At 44.5% G+C, this 14,328-nt stretch carries 14 protein-coding genes; 5 read left to right on the top strand and 9 right to left on the bottom strand.

Translation table 11 applies throughout. The annotated features are described in order from the left end of the window. Positions 1–3 precede the first annotated feature (3 nt). From DK846_RS14315 to DK846_RS14300, 4 genes are all read left to right on the top strand, one after another. Positions 4–435: a type IV pilin N-terminal domain-containing protein gene (locus tag DK846_RS14315; RefSeq protein ID WP_109969657.1), complete on the top strand. Its 432-nt coding sequence runs from the start codon at positions 4–6 to the stop codon at positions 433–435. A gap of 17 nt (positions 436–452) precedes the next feature. Beyond that, on the top strand, positions 453–1,670 hold the full coding sequence (locus DK846_RS14310; protein WP_109969655.1) for a DUF4114 domain-containing protein: 1,218 nt from the start codon (positions 453–455) through the stop codon (positions 1,668–1,670). 153 nt (positions 1,671–1,823) lie between these two features. Then, on the top strand, positions 1,824–3,275 hold the full coding sequence (locus DK846_RS14305; RefSeq protein WP_109969653.1) for a response regulator: 1,452 nt from the start codon (positions 1,824–1,826) through the stop codon (positions 3,273–3,275). A 118-nt stretch (positions 3,276–3,393) separates the two neighbouring features. Next, positions 3,394–5,475 (top strand): CHASE4 domain-containing protein, encoded by a 2,082-nt coding sequence (locus tag DK846_RS14300; RefSeq protein WP_109969652.1) that lies wholly within the window; start codon positions 3,394–3,396, stop codon positions 5,473–5,475. Here the strand turns inward: DK846_RS14300 and DK846_RS14295 are convergent. Genes DK846_RS14295 through DK846_RS14285 form a run of 3 tightly spaced genes read right to left on the bottom strand, consistent with a single transcriptional unit; the run spans position 5,425 to position 9,252 of the window. Next, a complete protein-coding gene (locus tag DK846_RS14295) occupies positions 5,425–6,429 on the bottom strand; it encodes a type II secretion system F family protein (RefSeq protein WP_109969651.1) in 1,005 nt (334 codons plus the stop codon). The genes DK846_RS14300 and DK846_RS14295 overlap by 51 nt on opposite strands. 2 nt (positions 6,430–6,431) lie before the next feature. Then, entirely contained in the window at positions 6,432–7,367 is a 936-nt protein-coding gene (locus DK846_RS14290; RefSeq protein ID WP_109969649.1) for a type II secretion system F family protein, read from the bottom strand. Beyond that, the gene (locus tag DK846_RS14285) at positions 7,354–9,252 is read right to left on the bottom strand and encodes a type II/IV secretion system ATPase subunit (protein WP_109969648.1); all 1,899 of its coding nucleotides are present in this window, start codon (positions 9,250–9,252) and stop codon (positions 7,354–7,356) included. The genes DK846_RS14290 and DK846_RS14285 overlap by 14 nt, the downstream gene beginning before the upstream one ends. Positions 9,253–9,412: 160 nt before the next feature. Here DK846_RS14285 and DK846_RS14280 point away from each other — a divergent pair, with 160 nt between their 5' ends. Next, entirely contained in the window at positions 9,413–10,030 is a 618-nt protein-coding gene (locus tag DK846_RS14280) for an RAD55 family ATPase (RefSeq protein ID WP_109969647.1), read from the top strand. Between the two features lie 31 nt (positions 10,031–10,061). Here DK846_RS14280 and DK846_RS14275 read toward each other — a convergent pair whose 3' ends face one another. The 6 genes from DK846_RS14275 to DK846_RS14250 are packed head-to-tail and all read right to left on the bottom strand — an operon-like array spanning position 10,062 to position 14,311. Then, positions 10,062–10,418: a hypothetical protein gene (locus DK846_RS14275; RefSeq protein WP_109969646.1), complete on the bottom strand. Its 357-nt coding sequence runs from the start codon at positions 10,416–10,418 to the stop codon at positions 10,062–10,064. A 3-nt stretch (positions 10,419–10,421) separates the two neighbouring features. After that, positions 10,422–10,976, bottom strand: a complete 555-nt coding sequence (locus DK846_RS14270; protein ID WP_109969645.1) for an aldolase — start codon at positions 10,974–10,976, stop codon at positions 10,422–10,424. A gap of 18 nt (positions 10,977–10,994) precedes the next feature. Beyond that, on the bottom strand, positions 10,995–11,645 hold the full coding sequence (gene npdG / locus DK846_RS14265; protein WP_109969644.1) for an NADPH-dependent F420 reductase: 651 nt from the start codon (positions 11,643–11,645) through the stop codon (positions 10,995–10,997). 1 nt (position 11,646) lies between these two features. Beyond that, the gene (locus tag DK846_RS14260) at positions 11,647–11,919 is read right to left on the bottom strand and encodes a thioredoxin family protein (RefSeq protein WP_109969643.1); all 273 of its coding nucleotides are present in this window, start codon (positions 11,917–11,919) and stop codon (positions 11,647–11,649) included. 55 nt (positions 11,920–11,974) lie between these two features. Further along, positions 11,975–13,429: a preprotein translocase subunit SecD gene (locus tag DK846_RS14255; protein WP_109969642.1), complete on the bottom strand. Its 1,455-nt coding sequence runs from the start codon at positions 13,427–13,429 to the stop codon at positions 11,975–11,977. Continuing rightward, positions 13,430–14,311, bottom strand: a complete 882-nt coding sequence (locus DK846_RS14250; protein ID WP_109969640.1) for a protein translocase subunit SecF — start codon at positions 14,309–14,311, stop codon at positions 13,430–13,432. Between the last annotated feature and the right edge of the window lie 17 nt (positions 14,312–14,328).

Here is a 14,328-nt window from a genome sequence, read left to right as displayed (position 1 = left end):
TCTATGAAAAGTGAGAGAGCAATATCAGAAGTTATCGGAGCAATATTACTTGTTGCTATCGTAATTGCAGGCATAGGAATCGTCGGTGTATTTATGACGTCAACACCCCCACCAAAGGCAAATCAAAAGGCAATTTTAAGTTCCTCATGTATTGATTGCACCGGAGATTCATTTGTCATAGTTGTTAAGCATGAGGGAGGTGATACCATCGATCCTAAAACGCTCAAATATTATTTGAGGACTGAATATGCAAATGGTACTCCTTTTGAACGAATTCAGGTGTATGGCACTAAATTTTATCAAGGAGATGAATTTGCAGTATTTACCAGGGACGACATATGCAGTCTTCCAAGTTCGAGTATTTCTTATAATAACGCTACGAGTATGAAAAATGGAGATGTTGTCCTAATTTATTACAAGATGAAGAAAAGTTGACCAAATAGGTGATATAAATGAAGAATTATTTCAGAGTTGATCATGTGATTGTTGTGATCATCATGCTTGCAATTCTCTTTTCAGGTGTGGGAATTGCATGTGCAGCAGAGTATAACAACACTGGAGAAGGAAAACCACGAGGTATGGATGTCTATATTGGAGATATTCCATATAGTGCTTCTCTTGGTGGGAACGAACAAACAACTTCACAAAAAGGTGTTGGTGACTTCAAAGTTATCGTTGATGATAAAAATCCTAGTAAATCAGACCCACCCTGGTTTACAGATCTTGGTACTCCCAATACATCTACACCAACCTCAACGCCGACTCCCACCCCAACACCAACACCAACTCCAACAACGACAGCGGTTATACCAATTGATACCGGAGGTATTGGCGCTCAACTCTGTGTATTAGACAATACAAGTGATGTAATTGTAGAGTTCGCTTTTTCAGACGCCTGGTATAAAAATGTGTTTGCATTATCAAGTCCACGCAGTGTTGCATTAGGGTGGTCACAGGGATCAGGAACAAGTCGAACAGGCTCTAACTTTGGTGCTACTTGGAATCTTGGCAAGTTCACCAAGGGACAAGAACTGATCTTTTCAGATACTGCAAATGGGGTAACATATTACACAGGTCCCGCTTCAAGAAATCCAGATAAGATTATTCACGGGGCAATAAGTCTTAAGAATTCCACGGGGACATATCAAAAATACCTTGTGACCTTTGAGGATGCTAATGGTGGTGGGGATAAGGACTATAATGATATGGAGTTTTATGTGAGTGGAAATGTATCCACATCATGTACTTCAACAACAGATGATTCCTCAAGTGATAGTGGTGGAGCAGCAGTCATCCCGGTTTATGTGGAAAATTCAGTATGCAAGTGCTCGTCAAAATACAACAGCGGTGGAAAGACGACATGTGTAGCCCAATTTACCTACACTAATACTGCAAACCAGACATTTACAATTCCAGTTCATGAAAGTAGCCTTCCATGGAATGAATTCACAGGATCAGGAATGGTTGAACAATACCGGTGTCAGCCAACAAAGTTCTATGTCAACGCTTCAACAAACTCCCCATTCTGGACAAATCGTTTCTGGAATAATATTAAGTGGAAGTTAGGAAACGTTCAGAGTGTTCTTGTAAAATGTGATAAAAATACTCCTGCGTGTGCAAACAGCGATGCGGTATGTACTGATTGCAAATTGCACGATGGATCAAGATGACTTTGATTTAAATAAATTTCCATTATTTAAATTAACAATTATAACCCCTTTCCTCTTTTACATTTGTTTGTACGATAACTGATAATCAGACAATTCCGGGCTAAGGAAACAATTATCAGCGAAAAGACTAAACTAACAGTACTAGGCTCACCCATGGCAATTCAGGTCCTGTATGTAGACGATGAGATCCCTCACCTGATGCTGGCACAAGAGTACCTCGGCCACTCTGGAAAAGTTGATCTCACGTGTGTCAGTTCAGGACGGGAAGCAATAGAAGCTCTTTCAAAGAACTCATTCCAGGTCATAGTATCAGACTACATGATGCAGGACATGGATGGGGTAGCCCTTTTAAAATATATCAGACAGAATTACGGAAACATTCCGTTCCTTCTCTTCACAGGAAAAGGGAAGGAAGAGGTCGTCATCGAGGCCCTCAATCACGGGGCTGATTATTATATCAGGAAAGGGAATGATCCCTTCGAACAGTTTGCTGTTCTTGAGCAACGAATCATCCAGGTCGCAGATCGTAAAGATGTACAGGAAGAACTGGCCGCGAGAGAAGAACTCTATCACTCTGTCCTTGCAGTCCAGAGTGAACTTATCGTTGACTTTCTGCCTGATCTCACAATAATTCGTTCAAACGAGCAATTCTCCGCCCTCAATCATGGGGCTCCAACAGATATGATAGGTAGAAAATTCCTGTCTGATCTTTCCCTCGAAGATCAGGAGGAACTCAGTGGAGCTATACATCTTCTCACCCCTGATTCATCAAATGTAGACCTGCAACAGACCTTCACATCACCGGATGGGAGAGATCTTACTTTTTCATGGCACATTGAGGGGGTCTTCTCAACAGAAGGACAACTCGTGAGTTGCAAAGCAACCGGACGGGATATCAGCCAGGAGAGCGAGGCACGAGCTGATATTAAAGAATACGAAGAGCGGTACCAGGAGAAGGCCACAGATCTGCCCAGAGACATGGGTGATTTTGACGAGAATGTTCCGCTCAACTTTATTATTGAAAATACACGTCCAGCAGGATCATGGACTCTGCCTGAACTTATTAAACAAGCACGTTCCTTAAAAATGAATGGAATTGCTTCGTCAACAGGCCAGGACGGTCATCGGGCCTTTTTGATATTCCTGAATGGTGAACCAGATGGAGGGATATATATCGATCGAACCGGTGTCCTGTATGGCGATAAAAGTACCCTCTTCCTCAGGGATAGCCACCAATTTACATTCTATCCGACTGCTCCCGAGATTGCTACCCGCTTTATCACTGGCTGCCGTATATATGACAAAAGCCACATCAAGGTTCCCAATGTCTATGCCATACCCGAGATCCCATCAGTCAGAAAAGGAATAGGCAATATTACGTTGGATCTTCGCAAAGGTGGAAGATCCATGCCAGGGATACGTGTCACAATAAAAAGTGAGGGAAAAATAGTTGGTAACGATATCACCTCGGCTACAGGGCAGACCAGTTTTCAGTTATTATACGGTGATTATACAGGAGTAGTTCTCACTGAAAATGGAACCCTCCACAACTTCACTTTCAAGGTAAACACACCTGAGTCGTCCCACGTGGTAGAACTGGCCTGATATCTTTTGAATTCAATACCTGGATGCCAATTAGAGCCCAAAGTCGAAACAATTATTTGGGTTTACATTAAGGTATTGTCGTTCGTCATTCTTCATCCAGATACAGGAGTTCTTCTTTATGCGACTCTATGCACAAACAATTCTCATTATCGGGATTTCAATACTTGCGATTGCCGTAATTTTAATTGTAACATTTGAATTCACTGTGATGGGGAGTCTATCAGGTCTGGAACAACAGTATGCATCAGAGGACCTGCACAGGGCTGAGAACTCATTATACGGAGAAGAATCTCGTCTTTCCACAATATCTCAGGATTGGGGGATATGGGATGACACATATGAATATATGGTTTCGGGAAATCCTGAATACATCTCCTCAAACCTTGTCCAATCTTCACTCAGGGGTATGAAACTTTATTCGATTACATTATACAATCTTAATAACACCCTAGTTAATGGGATCTGTATTTCCCAGAACAATACTACAGATCCAATCCCTGAATACATAAACAAACTCCTGCAGACATATCCTATTCTTTCTGCATCACCAGATGGGATCCAGGGGATCATAGTAGATAACCAGACTCCATTTGCGGTTGCTTCACATCCAATTTTAAATTCGATGATGCAGGGGCCTTCCCGGGGAACGATAGTTATACTTAGTCGCCTGGATAATGACAAGATAAACGAACTGTCGCAAAACCTTCTTCAGAACATTTCGGTCACCCTGGTTTCAGATACAAATTTAGAATCTTTCTCTCGTGCATCTCAGGAAAAAAGTACTAATAATGCCTATGAGGCTGTTATTTCTGATATTGAAGGGCAGCCAGTTCTCTGTATCCAGATTACCAAGCGAGAGGATTTGAATAGAGGAGGTATATACTCACGGATTTTTCTGATTGCATCGTTGCTTCTTCTGACAATTATCTTTATGTACCTCGCATCATGGCTAATAAACCGCATCATCATATCACCACTTCAGGATCTTAACCGGGACCTCATTAATATTGGTAACTCAGGTCTACTTTCAGGCCGAATCAAGACAAAGAGAGATGATGAAATCAGTGATCTTGCTGGTTCTATCAACAATATGATTAGTTCTCTAGAACAGGCACAACAGGAGAGAATCTCCTCAGAACACCGGCTTTCCCGCCTGGTAGAACTAGTTGAGGAGGGGATATGTCTGATTGGACCTGATAATCTGATCTGGTTTTCAAATCCTGCTTTGGCAGAAATTTTTGAAACTACCTCCTACGAACTGACCGGAAAACGACTCGACTCACTCTTCTCTCAACACAATCCGGAAGATAAGAGCACGATTGAACAAACCCCGATAATGCAACCCGGGCACCATGAGATACATACCCGGACTAAAAATGGAAAAGATATTTGGGTAAGAATTGCATTGGCATCCTATCCCCTTGAAACAGGAAAACAGGGTTATCTCTGTGTAATTACTGACATCTCCCAGTATCGGAGTGCAGAGCGTGAACTCCTCCTCTCCAACAAGAAACTCTCACTTCTCGGGAGTATGACCAGACACGATATTGTAAACCAACTCACAACAATCAGGGGAATGCTCGGACTCATCAGACGTAAAAACATTGATACATCGCTTACCCAACTTATCAGTAGTGCTGAAGAAGCCTCTGAAAAGATCAACAAACACATCGAATTCTCCAAAGAATATCAGAAAGCTGGTATCGAAAAGCCACGATGGCAGGACATCCAAACGGTGTGGAATCTTGCATATGCCATGTCCCGTCGTAAAGGGCTTATATTCTCTGTTACAGGGGAGAACTATGAGATCTATGCTGACCAGCTCCTTCAGAAGGTCTTTTACAACCTCATCGAAAATAGTCTGAAACATGGAAAAGACGTCTTTTACATCACTGTTACAACTCGACGGTATAACTCAGATCTTCTCATCGTCTATGTTGATGATGGAGGGGGTGTTCCGGAAACTATGAAAGAACGGATCTTTGAGAGAGGTGTTGGAACCGGAACAGGATGGGGCCTTTTTTTTGCAAAGGAGGTTCTCGGACTCACTGGAATGGGTATCAAAGAATCTGGTACCTACGGCATAGGTGCTGAATTTATTATTACGGTACCAGAGGGGGTTTTTAGACCTTTGCAGGATATTGATCAATCAGACAGCAACCCTGAAGACAATCCAGGCAATGAGGAGCATTATAACTGAATACTTGAGACCCGCTGTGACCCGTCCTTCACCCATTACACCAGCAACCAACCCTGAAAAAAAACCCTGGAACATGGCACCGTGTGAAAATATCCTAATATAGAGAGCGAGATCAAAACCACCGAGATTAAATCCGGGTGCTGATGAAGCACCGGTTGTCGTCCCAAGATCCGCCATGGTCTTCAAAAATGATGAAACGAGAATGAGCATCACAAAAAGGAACACACCGAACGAAGCAAGAACGATGATCACATAGATGAACATGTTATTTCGCCGGTCTGTATTTTGTGTTACATACTCAAACGAGTCCTTTGCTGCAGCTCTAAGCACCTCAACAATATCACCACCGGCTTCACTCGCCCTGGCAATGAGATCCACACTTCTGCGGACAAGTGGGATAGGGATCTCTTCTCCCATCGCACGAATTGCATCAATAAAAGGGAAATTCCAGGATATTCGTTGATCCATCTGTTTGATATGAGGAGTGAGGGCGCCATACTCACTCATTGAAACAAGGTGGACTGCACCCTGAAGAGTCATTCCACTCTCATGCATTCCTGCAAGATCCCGGAAGAAGTTCGGGAGTGCAATCTCGATACTTCTGATTCTCCGAGATTCTCGTAGATCCAGAACAACCAGCGGTATGAGAATGATCAGCAGTGTAATCACAATGACATCGTCAATAAAAGAATTCTTGAGCAGCGATATAATCCCATCTTTCTGGATTGCCATTGAAAACCCGATGATAAAGACGATAATACCAAGGGGGACAGATGCAAAAAGGATATTAACAGGTTTTTCGGTAAGGGTCCGAAAGGGATGTCTGATAATCCGGAGGTTCCCTTTGGAATACTGCCTGTGGAGTTCTATCTTATCAAGGATCTTCTTTGCCGCCTCATCATCAGGGCTGAGTATTACTTCATCCTTCTTTTTGAACCGATCAAAGAGTCTCATCTCTACCACTCCGGTGTCATAGCATCAATCATGACCACAAACATCACACTCCCAAACGGAATGATCAGGTAAATGATGATATAGAGAAAGAACGGGGTTCCTTCCCCCGAAAGAATCGACATGACAGATTGGATCAGAATAAGGAAGAGAGTCCCTGCGACAAGGGCTGTTACATAACTTTCAGAGATGAGTGCAAGGGTATCAAGGAATTGTTTCTGTGTTTGCCGGTTCTCATATGTGTACTGTTCTGCTTTTGTTCTGAAATAATCAGAAATGTTAGATCCAGAAGCCACACTTCCAATCGCTCCCTGCATGAACTCCCTCATTCTTTGGCTCGGGGTCGCCATGGAGACAGTTTTGAGAGCATCTATGAGGTCTTTTCCAAATACATCAATTTCGAGCGAGACATACCTGGCCTCAACAGAAGACTCACCATATATTGTTGAACTGCCCAGTTGCCTGAAGACCTCTGCGGGAGGAATTCCGGCAGTAGACATTGCTGCAAGATAGTTGATCGCATATGGCAGGCTTGACTCGATATCTCTCCGCCTTGAGCCTGCTACAATTGACGGGTAGATGAGGTAGATCAAATAGGTAAACCCTCCAAAGGTGATGAAGGAAACGATACCTGCGATTATCGTTCCAGCAACGAGGGAATAGACAGAGAACTGGTTGATACCAGAAGCAATGTCCTGAGGTATATTTCCTTTGAACGTTATCAACGCAGGAATATTGAGCAGGTATACAATCAGTGCTACCAGAATGGAACCGAAGAATCCAGCAATTGCGGAAGTAATAACTGCTGTTGCGAGGTAGGCCTCAAAAGTAATTCCCATTCGGGCAGAACGGAGATTTGCGATCAGATCAAAATACTTTTCACGACTGGAAAGCATCCTGCTCCCAAGCAGGTTGAAGCAGAATCGTTCATATGAGTTCATTGGCACCGGACCGAATCTGTTCCATCAGCCCTTCAGAGTCCCTGAAATACGAGACAACAATATTACTCACTTCCCGGTAATCGCGAATATCATGCTGACGCATCCATTCAAGTACCTCCTGACGCTGCATCAGATCACGACTAATCCGCTCTTCGTCCCATCCATGAGCTTCCATGATCTCTTCAAGGATGTATGATTTTCCTGAATATGTGATCTCATCAGTCGCCTGACGCCACCGGAAGACCTCATTCGTGATAAGTTCATTAGTCCTGGGATCAATATCCAGGATTTCAATGATCTGCTTGTTACGCCTGATCCGTTGCCCACCGACCCTTGCCTGGACCTGCACACAAATAAGATCCAAGGCCGAGAGCATGTTCCTGGGCACAGAAATAGGGGGATTTTCTAAACGATGAACCGCACTGGCAACTGAATCAGCATGCATCGTTGAATATGTAACATGTCCGGTGCTCATTGCCTGAAAGAGTGTGAGAGCCTCTTTGCCACGGACTTCTCCGACAATCAGATACTCTGGACGCTGACGAAGGGCGGCCTTGAGGAGTTCATACATATCGATCTCCCCTTTCCCTGCAATATCAAACGACTCCCTGGTAACACTTGGAATCCAGTTTGCATGAGGAAGCTTGAGTTCTCGGGTATCTTCAAGAGTAACAATCTTTGCCAGAGGCGGGATAAAAAGGGAGATGGCATTTAGTGAGGTCGTCTTTCCCGATGCGGTCCCACCGGCAAAAATACAGGATTTCCCGTTCTCCACTGCAAGCCAGAGGAAAGCTATTGAGAGAGGTGAAAAGGTACCCCATTCCACAAGGTCAGTCGGCGTGATGGGGACTTCTTTGAACTTACGGATGGTAAAGGTCGAACCATGAGCAGTGACTTCAGTTCCGAGAGTCATCTGGATACGTGAACCATCAGACATTGTAGCGTCAAGCATCGGCTCAGCGACAGAGATGTGCTTTCCGGCACGCTGTGCTAGTTTAGTGACAAATGAGTCAAGATCACCAGGATCCAGGTACTTGAGGTTCGTCTCCATCGACTCGTATTTTGAATGATACACAAAGAGATACCGCTCGATTCCATCACATGAGATATCCTCAATCAACGGGTCATGCATGATTGCATCAACCATACCGTTACCAAGGAAATCCTTGTGAAGTTGATAATGGATCTTGGCATAAGTTCTTGGATCCAGGTGAATCGCATAATCTGCAAAGACCTCATTCATCATCTCTTCAAGGAGCTCTGCAGCTATCTCACGGGAGATCTGTCTTGTGTTCACATTCACCCGTTCAAAGATCCCCTTTTTCAACTCATCAAGCAGTTTCTTCTCTGAATCTGTGTAAAGGGGTTCTACAACCTCGTAGAGATACTCATGGTTTGGGTAATTGTAAGTTATCCTGATGTATGCAAAAGGGGGATTGACAGGGTATACCTCTATCTCCTCTACTCCCGGTGGTGGAATATAGGTAAGATCAACGACAGAACCATGTAGATCAGGATTATATACCTCTCTTCGCTTTTGGGGAGCGATACTCCAAAATTTTCTGAAAAATCCGATTTTTTTAGATTTTTCCTCACCCTTCTCTGGATTCAATGAACCGGACAGATTAGCATCTTGCATCCCTACATCTTCGGAGGGTTTTACTCTTTTCACTCCAGGAAACTTTTTGATACCTGCCTTCACTGGTTCAGGAGTTAGTTGAGATGTAATATCTGATTTATCTGATCCTGATTCGGTCTTTTTAAGGCTCGAAATGAGCCGTGGCTTTTTTATGGAAATATCGGAGGATACAGACGTGGAGTCCTGGCTTTGGCTCTCTCCACCAGACTTTGGTTTTCCTTTGCCAAATTTGATCTTGAGCGCCATCTTTCAGCCCAATCAGTGGGCGGGCCTTTCACACCGGTTTCATACCGGCACTTCCTATAGTTATTCTGAAAAGAGCCCCCACCATACTATTGTAATAACTAATTACTAGAGGAAAATATAATGATACCGTACGCATCATCAGATTATTACCAGATAATTCATGCCCGATGATACAGATACTAGCCGGGTTATAATCCGAGCTTATAAAGGAAGAAGCTCAACCGGAATTAACGGCCTTGATCTTGCACTTGAAGGTGGATTCATTCCAGGTAGTTCAATCCTTCTTATTGGATCTGCAACATCAGGGGCTGACAGGTTTGCCAGGCAGTTCTGGTCCATATCACCAGAAAAACGATCATTTTTCATGATAGATGGATACCTGGAAGAGGGAATGATCGATTCCAGAACCATGCCGTGCTCTGATATTTTTAAGGGAGAGGGAAAAGGGATAATCGTTGATTCACTCTCTACATTGATCATAAGAGAGGGGATTGAACCAGTTCTTTCAGGAGTATCTTCCTGTCGGCAGTGGATTTCAGATTCACATGATCACGCTTTTTTTACTCTGTACCGTGGCCTTCATGAGCTCTATAATGAGATACTTCTGATACGACTCTGTGACGTAGTCATCGAACTACATGAAGAGATGAGGGGAAATGAGGTTATAAGGGCACTTGAAGTGAAAAAAATTTCTGGGATGCAGCCACCCGGCAGAGTATTGCCATTCATTGTAACCGAGAAAGGCATTGAACTCTCAACTACATCACGAGTTGTGTAATCTTCAACAAAAGAAGTGACATCACCTGATATCAGATCCAGTCAAACATTTTTTTCTGCCTTACAGGGCCGGCCTTATCTTTTCCGCCCTTTTGAGAATCTTTTGGGGCAAACCGGGTGTTTATATCTGCAAAATCGATAACACTCTCTTCCTCGATCATGCGTTCTTCTGCAAGGATGATACCAGAGTTATCAGTCTTAGAGGATCGGAATGCATTACTTTCTACCTGATTCACGGCAGGATCTGATTCAATACTTCCAAACTCTTCACTCATCTCTTCATCGGAAGAGAAATCACGCTCTTCACGGGAGAGAAGAAAATCAATGAAAGCCTCTGCTGCATTCTGAGCTGCTGGGTTCAGTCTTTGAAACTTCTCTTCAATACTCATGTTCTACCCCTGGAACGATCGTGTGAGCGAGAGAACACGGCATGCATGTTCTCCAAGAGAGGTGAAGAGGTAACCCTCCTCAATTGTCTTGCCTGCTGCAAATGTCCCATGACCCCGGGCAATGCAGAGCGGCGAGAGTGCAAGACATTCGGCAATATCTTCAGCGAGCTCCTGTGTTCCAGGTTCGCCATGAGCAATTGGAATGATAGGACAGAACATCTTTCCTTCACTATCAAGAGGAACCACTTCATCAAGCATGAGAGATGCAGCGATCGCATAAGGAGGATGAGCATGGACAATAGCACGATGCCTTGTATTCTGGTATACTGCCCGGTGAACACGCCACTCACTGGATGCTGTTTTTGAAACTTCTCCAGACATTGGAGCGTAAACCAATTCTCCCGGATCATCCAGATAAGAACCGGTTCTGGTTATTAAAAACCCGTCATCCTCTGTTTTGACGCTCATATTACCGAAGTTAGCACCGACAAGATGCTCAACAACCAGCCGGTTGCCGAACCTCTTGAAATCAGCACTCACCTCTTCTCCTGATACCATAAATTTACCTGATAATAATCAGACGAATCTGACCCCAACGTCTTTCATATGATTACACTTGGCGATATTATTCACCAGGGCAGTCAGACCCTCAATGACTGGTGACATCGTGAGCGGACCAGCATCATATGATTTGAGCAGGGAGATTCTATCGATCATATCCATAACAATGAGTTTGGATTCTTCATCATCACCGCATACTGCAACTGAATATTCCAGTTCTCCATCGATGTCACGCCACCGGTTTCCTGCAATATTGTTGAATGCGACGCAGAGACGGGTTGATTCGGGAAGAATCTTCTTCAGGTGAAGAGCAGCAGATCCCTCTGTAGGAGGAATATACTCAAAGAAATCGTGCTTTTCCATGGGATTGATTGGACTTATCACAATCTTCCCTTCAAGACCATGGAGCCCTGCAATCGTTGAATCAAGATGCTTGTATGGGATAGCCAGGATAATTACATCCGCTCCATCCACAACCTCCTGGTTTGTAAGGCCTCTGACAGTACAGGACAACCCGTTATCATCGGCATATCTCAAACAAGACTCGCAGGTATCTTGTGCCTTCTCAATTTCTCGCGAGCCTACCAGTACGTCATAGATCCGGGACAGGCGCATCGCCATTCCCTCGCCGATCTTACCAGTTCCCCCGACGATCCCTATCTTCACGTTACTCCACCAGTGGTTTCAGTATAGATGCCAGGGTCTCTGCATCGGTAACTCCCTGGATCTTCTGCACCAGGAGACCATCTTTTTCGATAATGATAGTAGGAACTACAGATATCTGGTACTTCTGGGCTTCTGCCATGTGTTGATCAACGTCGAGTTTCTTGATCTCCACCTTGTCACCCATCATGCCTTTGAGTTCCTCAATGATCGGGCCCATTCTTTTACACGGTCCGCACCACTCAGCGAAAAAGTCGATTAGGATCGGTTTTGCCATAATGATAACCTAATCAGAAATTGCGTTAAAAAAACAGATAAAAGTATGGTATTGGTTATTTGGAGAGGATAGCCATGATTATATGACCGTATGCCGGTCTCGTAACCAGTACTCCTACCAGAACACCAAGGATGGTGACAACGGCAAACCCACGTAGTGTTGAGAGATCCATAAGTGCGAGAGGGAGCATGGCGATAAATACCGTTGCTGCAGAGGCGATGATGATCCCAAGTGCCCGTTTCAACCGTTTAAGGTAGATATTTGGTGAGGGAACTTTCCCCTCGTGAAGAATCTCATCAGTCAGGATAACCAGCTGATCGATACCAGTACCAAGCACTGCAATCAGCCCCGCAATAGTGGCAAGATCGAGCTGGAGGAAGAATGACGTGATAGCCAGCAGGATGATAACCTCTGAAGCATTGATCAGAACCATCGGGAGCACAATAGCTGGCTCGTGATACCTGACCAGGATACTGATTCCAACTGCAACCAGGGCAAAGATACCTGCAATTACGCACCACATCTTGAACTGGCCACCAAGCTCTGGAGATACAGAACCTGAACCTGCTATCTTAACTTCTACCGGGAGTGCACCGTTACGAAGGTGAATCTCAAGATTTTTTGCATCCTCTTTTCCTTTGTCACCAGCACCGGTTGAAGCAACCAGATTCGGGCTTGCACGGCTCTGGAGGGTTCCTGCAAGGTCTGGTGAGAGCGGAGCGCTATATACCATCTTACCGTCAAGCATCATTGCTAGGTTGTGATTTGATGGATCCTTGACTGCACCATACTTGATTGCAGCCTGTCTGAACTCTTCCGCTCCTTCAGGACTGAGTGCAAACGAGACACCCCAACTGTTACTGTTTGGCGGGTTCTGTGACGGGTTGGCAACACTCTCAATTGAGTCACCAAACACAACATGCTCGGTTTCGTTTCCAGTGGTTACAACCCGAATCTCGAATTTACCCTGTTTACCAACGATCTCCTGAGCCTGACTCATTGATACGCCGGCCATCTCTATCCTGATGTACCTGCTAACTCCGTTCAGGCCGGTGATTACGTAAGTCTTGGCATCACGAGTACCAAGGCTGTTAATCTTGTTCTCAAGGATACGTTTGATATCATCAGCAGTTTCCTTGGAAACACCCTGGCTGTATGAGACCAATTCAGTCTTGTTCTCACTGAAGATCTGACGCAGTTCATCTTCAGGCACCAGTTTACGTATTTCTATTTTATCTGTGCCCACAAGTGAGACATCAGCATTGAGCTTTTTACTCAGATCAGATACAAACTGATCCACCGGCTGACTGGTCTTGAATGTTACAACTGCTGACTGGAACTCGAGCTGAATCCAGGATCCTCCAGACAGATCCAGACCAAACTGGAGGTTTGTCTGAATTCCGTTTGGGCCTGGATGTGGGAATATAACGATGATAGAGGCTATTATGAGTATGAGATAGATGGCTACCCTGTAGTCCTTGAGTGTCGTCTTGAGTTTCTCAGTATCCATTTATGCACCTCCACGAAGGGTTGAGGAGAGTTTGCTTTTCCCCTTAGTGGCATACCATTTCAGAATACCAACATTGGTCAGCCAGGTGTTCATTACATCAAAAATAAGGCCAATCAGCAGAACCTGAGACATCACGTGAATGATCTCAATTCCCCCGATCCATGAGACCACCCACATCGCAAAGACGGCACAAAACGCTGTGGAGGTCATGATGATACCGGTAATAAATGCCCCATGGACTTTATCATCAAACTTACCCTGTCTTTTCAGAACCCTTGAGGTCAGTAAAATATCGCTGTCCACAGAATAACCAATCAGCATCAGGAGTGCTGCAGTTGTTCCGAGGGAGAGTTGGATCCCAAGGAGGTTCATAACCGCAGCTGCCATGGTCATGTCAGCAAAAGCTGAAATAACCACTGCTGCAGATGGAACAAAGGTCCGGAAGATCAGGAAAACGACGATTGACATACCGATAAAGGAGATGATCAACGCAAAGGCCGCCTGATCCTGAAGGGTCTTTCCAAATGAGGAGCCAATCTGATCAATCTTGGCACCATTGTATTTACTCTCAATCAACTTATTCAGGGAGAGGACCTTATCGTCACTCATCGTATCAAACTTGAGATATTTCCCCTGATTGATCCCTTCCTCAACACTGATGAGAGGATAGTCTGCAAACATGGCTTTGAGTTGATCTGCGGTATCATCGGTAACAATAGTCACCCCGATACCTCCAGTAAACTCCATGCCGGGTTTAATCGGAAGCCCGGTGTGAATAAAAGTCATCCCCACGATAACCAGCGAAAGAGCAAGCACTATCATTGGGAATGTGCAGAGTTTCGCAGGAGAGGAGGAGCTGATATCGTATTTGAAAAAACCCATACATTACTGAGTTGGGT

The organism is Methanospirillum lacunae (assembly GCF_003173355.1).
Taxonomy (GTDB): domain Archaea; phylum Halobacteriota; class Methanomicrobia; order Methanomicrobiales; family Methanospirillaceae; genus Methanospirillum; species Methanospirillum lacunae.
The sequence above is the reverse complement of the archived record's forward strand: the minus strand, read 5'-3'. Positions and strand labels throughout refer to the sequence as shown.

Coding starts and splice junctions, on each gene's coding strand:
- DK846_RS14315 (WP_109969657.1), top strand. CDS start 4: ATGAAAAGTGAGAGAGCAATATCAGAAGTTATCGGAGCAATATTACTT.
- DK846_RS14310 (WP_109969655.1), top strand. CDS start 453: ATGAAGAATTATTTCAGAGTTGATCATGTGATTGTTGTGATCATCATG.
- DK846_RS14305 (WP_109969653.1), top strand. CDS start 1,824: ATGGCAATTCAGGTCCTGTATGTAGACGATGAGATCCCTCACCTGATG.
- DK846_RS14300 (WP_109969652.1), top strand. CDS start 3,394: ATGCGACTCTATGCACAAACAATTCTCATTATCGGGATTTCAATACTT.
- DK846_RS14295 (WP_109969651.1), bottom strand. CDS start 6,429: ATGAGACTCTTTGATCGGTTCAAAAAGAAGGATGAAGTAATACTCAGC.
- DK846_RS14290 (WP_109969649.1), bottom strand. CDS start 7,367: ATGAACTCATATGAACGATTCTGCTTCAACCTGCTTGGGAGCAGGATG.
- DK846_RS14285 (WP_109969648.1), bottom strand. CDS start 9,252: ATGGCGCTCAAGATCAAATTTGGCAAAGGAAAACCAAAGTCTGGTGGA.
- DK846_RS14280 (WP_109969647.1), top strand. CDS start 9,413: ATGCCCGATGATACAGATACTAGCCGGGTTATAATCCGAGCTTATAAA.
- DK846_RS14275 (WP_109969646.1), bottom strand. CDS start 10,418: ATGAGTATTGAAGAGAAGTTTCAAAGACTGAACCCAGCAGCTCAGAAT.
- DK846_RS14270 (WP_109969645.1), bottom strand. CDS start 10,976: ATGGTATCAGGAGAAGAGGTGAGTGCTGATTTCAAGAGGTTCGGCAAC.
- DK846_RS14260 (WP_109969643.1), bottom strand. CDS start 11,919: ATGGCAAAACCGATCCTAATCGACTTTTTCGCTGAGTGGTGCGGACCG.
- DK846_RS14255 (WP_109969642.1), bottom strand. CDS start 13,429: ATGGATACTGAGAAACTCAAGACGACACTCAAGGACTACAGGGTAGCC.
- DK846_RS14250 (WP_109969640.1), bottom strand. CDS start 14,311: ATGGGTTTTTTCAAATACGATATCAGCTCCTCCTCTCCTGCGAAACTC.